The following is a 768-nucleotide window of genomic DNA, read 5'->3' as shown; positions in this document are numbered from 1 at the left end:
CCTTGTTCGAGCCAGCTGTCGCCCTCGGCCAGCGCGGTGACGTGCGCCTTGGAGACCGTCGGCACGGCCGCGAAGTCGAAGGCCGACAGGCGCTTGTCCGGTGGCAAGGCGGACTCGGCGCGGTGGCGGTCGATGCGGCGGGTCTCGCGCTCATGCATTTCATGCTCGCACAGGGCGGCCAGAAACCGCTCGGCCGGCCAGCCCTCGCGGTTCGACTGCTCGGCCAGCGCTGGCCACAGCCGCTTGATAGTGGGCAGTCGCAGCTCGGTGAGCATCATGGGCAGCGTTGCCGTCTCGATGGCGCTCATACCGCCACCTCGTACAGTCCGTCGTAGACCGACAGCGCGGGCAAGGCGACGGTGACCGCCGGCAGGGGTGTCTGGCGGGGCGCGAAACGCGCCTCCAGCCCCTCGAGATCGGGCAAGGTGCCCGCCTGCAGTAAGCCCCCGAGGATCTGTGCGAGTTGGACCTCGCACGCGCCGCGTGCGGCCAGATCGAGCAGTCCCACCATGAGCTTGCAGGCCTGACGCTCGGGCACGGTCTCGATCAGGCGCTCCCAGGTCTGCCGGTACTCGGCGCGGGGGAACATGTCATCGCGCAGCGCCCAACGGGCAAAGGCGCCGGGTTTGCGCTTGAGCGCGGGTAGCAGGTGCCGGTAATCGACCTGTTTGCCGCGCTGCTTGCCCGCCGGCACCGTCCCGCGCACGCTCTCGAACACGCACACCCCGCCCAGCCAGCCTTCGAGGCGCTCGGGGTAGAGGCGAAACT

At 69.8% G+C, this 768-nt stretch carries 2 pseudogenes; both read right to left on the bottom strand.

Going from position 1 to position 768, the window contains the following annotated elements:
• Positions 1-308, bottom strand: a pseudogene (istB, locus tag ACUH78_RS19420) (IS21-like element ISAZo16 family helper ATPase IstB); the annotation flags it as partial.
• Positions 305-768: pseudogene (locus ACUH78_RS19415) on the bottom strand (IS21 family transposase); the annotation flags it as partial. The pseudogenes ACUH78_RS19415 and istB, both read right to left, overlap by 4 nt.

The organism is Thauera sp. ZXT1-4 (assembly GCF_052598215.2).
Note: the sequence above shows the minus strand (reverse complement) of the source record. Positions and strands in the feature narration are given on the sequence as shown.